General features: G+C 42.7%; 2 protein-coding genes. Both read left to right on the plus strand.

All coding sequences use genetic code 11. The features are described from left to right. Nucleotides 1-1,403: hypothetical protein (locus WAE64_RS24670; protein WP_422706515.1), on the plus strand; the 1,403-nt coding region annotated here is incomplete at its 5' end. 402 nt (nt 1,404-1,805) lie between these two features. Then, nucleotides 1,806-2,057, plus strand: coding sequence for a hypothetical protein (locus WAE64_RS24675; RefSeq protein WP_340240860.1), 252 nt, complete (start codon nt 1,806-1,808; stop codon nt 2,055-2,057). The last annotated feature ends 101 nt before the right edge of the window (nt 2,058-2,158 follow it).

The raw sequence follows: 2,158 nt of genomic DNA on the forward strand, positions 1-2,158 counted from the left end.
CTACGGGCGTAACCGGGCCTACTGGACCGACTGGTGCGCAAGGCACACAGGGTATTCAAGGTGTTACGGGTAATACTGGGGCTACTGGCGTAACCGGGGCTACTGGCGTAACCGGGCCTACTGGACCGACTGGTGCTACTGGTGCTACTGGAGCAACGGGTAATACTGGAGTAACTGGGGCTACTGGTGACACAGGGGCAACAGGACCTACTGGTGCTACTGGTGCAACGGGAAATACCGGAGTAACTGGGGCTACTGGTGATACAGGAGCAACGGGCCCTACTGGGGCAACGGGTAATACCGGAGCAACTGGGGCTACTGGTGACACAGGAGCAACAGGGATTACAGGCCCTACTGGGTCAACAGGTAGTACCGGAGCAACAGGAAACACAGGTGCCGTGGGGCAAGGAGTACCAACAGGAGGTACAAGTGGGCAAGTACTTGCAAAAGCGAGTGGCACAGATTATGATACACAATGGGTTACACCAAGTAGCGGCGGTGGCGGCTCTGGTGCTGAAAATATTTATGGCGACGGCTCTGCGGGAGCTTTAACCATCGGCACTAACACTAACTGGGTTACTTCTCCGCCAAACCTGAATTTACAATATACCAGTCTAACAATCAATAGTGGTGTTTCGCTTACAGTACCTTCAGGTATTAAGTTAAGATGTACTGGAAATGTTATTATCAATGGAACAATAAATGTAACAGGTACAGGAAATTCGTATCTTTTACCTAACGAAAAGGGGGTAGCAAGAAGCTTTGCTGGCTCTGGAGAGGTTATATCAAAAGCAATAGAAGAAACAGCTATGCCTAGCTTAATTAATATACCTGTATATGGAGGTGCGGCCGGAGCTTTCAATAGCACAGGAGATTTGAACTACGGTGGCTCTGGTGGTGGTTCATTTGCTATCTATGCAAAAGGTGCTATCACAATAGCTAGTGGCGGTATTGTAAATGCCAATGGAGGCAATGGGAGCACTGGTTCTACAACGGGCAATGCAAACGGAAGTGGTGGCGGTGCAGGAGGCTTAGTAGTTCTTCTTTCAAAAGCATCGCTTACTATTAGCGGCACTATAAATGCATCAGGAGGAAACGGCTCGAATCCACTACTTGTTTCTGGCACCACTTATAAATTTGGCGGTGGCGGCGGCGGCGGTGGCATTGTTTTGTTAGTTGCACCAAGTGTATCAGTAACAGGTTCTATCGGAGTTACGGGTGGAAATGCTGGCTCTATTACAGGTAGTACTAGTACGACTTCAAATGGAGGAGCAGGTGGAGGATGTGGTGGCGACGGTGGAGCTGGTGCATTTGGCTCAGGTGGCACAAATACGGCCGCTGTTGCTGGCTCAGCTGGAAAAGTAAAAACCATTCAAGTCAACAACCCGGAAAACCTCTATTAATTCAAGGTTTTTGTTTATTTCAACAGCCGCCCGATAGTATTCTATTGGGCGGTTTTGTTGGCTCAATTCAAGAAATAGTAAAGTTTTGGGTGTGCACTGCCTCGAAAGCATAGGCATATCCTCTACTACGCCGTTGGCAACAGAGAAAAACAAGGTTATAAGGTTTGGGTTGATGCTTTGGAGGTGGTGAGGCGGTGAGAAAAGTAGTCCTCAACAATAATATATCATTAAAAATGTCAGTAATTGAGGAGTTTAGCATTTACTAAAAACAAAATATTCAGTCATTGATAATAAAAGATTTGTTGATTTTAAAGTAACAATTGCAATAGTTAAGAAAAATACTACAAACTTATAAATATGCTTAATCTTTAAGTATATTCGTTAAATAAAAACAATGCAAAAATGGATAATAATTTAAGAACAATAGTCTTAGAAGAACTAAAAACTAATGGTATAAACTATAGTTCTATTACTTTTGATGAAATCTCCAATACATTATTTGTTAATGACGTTAAAATAGTTAATAGCAAAATATTAGACGATTTTAATAGAAATCTTTTTTCAAACGGATTAAATGTCGTTCATCTCTTAGATGAGTCTCAAATAGATGATAGTAATAATGCTATTATTGGCTTTTCTATTAGAAAAAAGTAGAATACAATATTTAATAGGGCAATTATAATCTGAACTTTGGGAGTGTAAACTGAACTGTGTCAAGTATTTTTACTACTCACTTGGAGTTGTCTTCAAGTGAG

Source organism: Emticicia soli (genome assembly GCF_037860775.1).
Lineage (GTDB): Bacteria > Bacteroidota > Bacteroidia > Cytophagales > Spirosomataceae > Emticicia > Emticicia soli.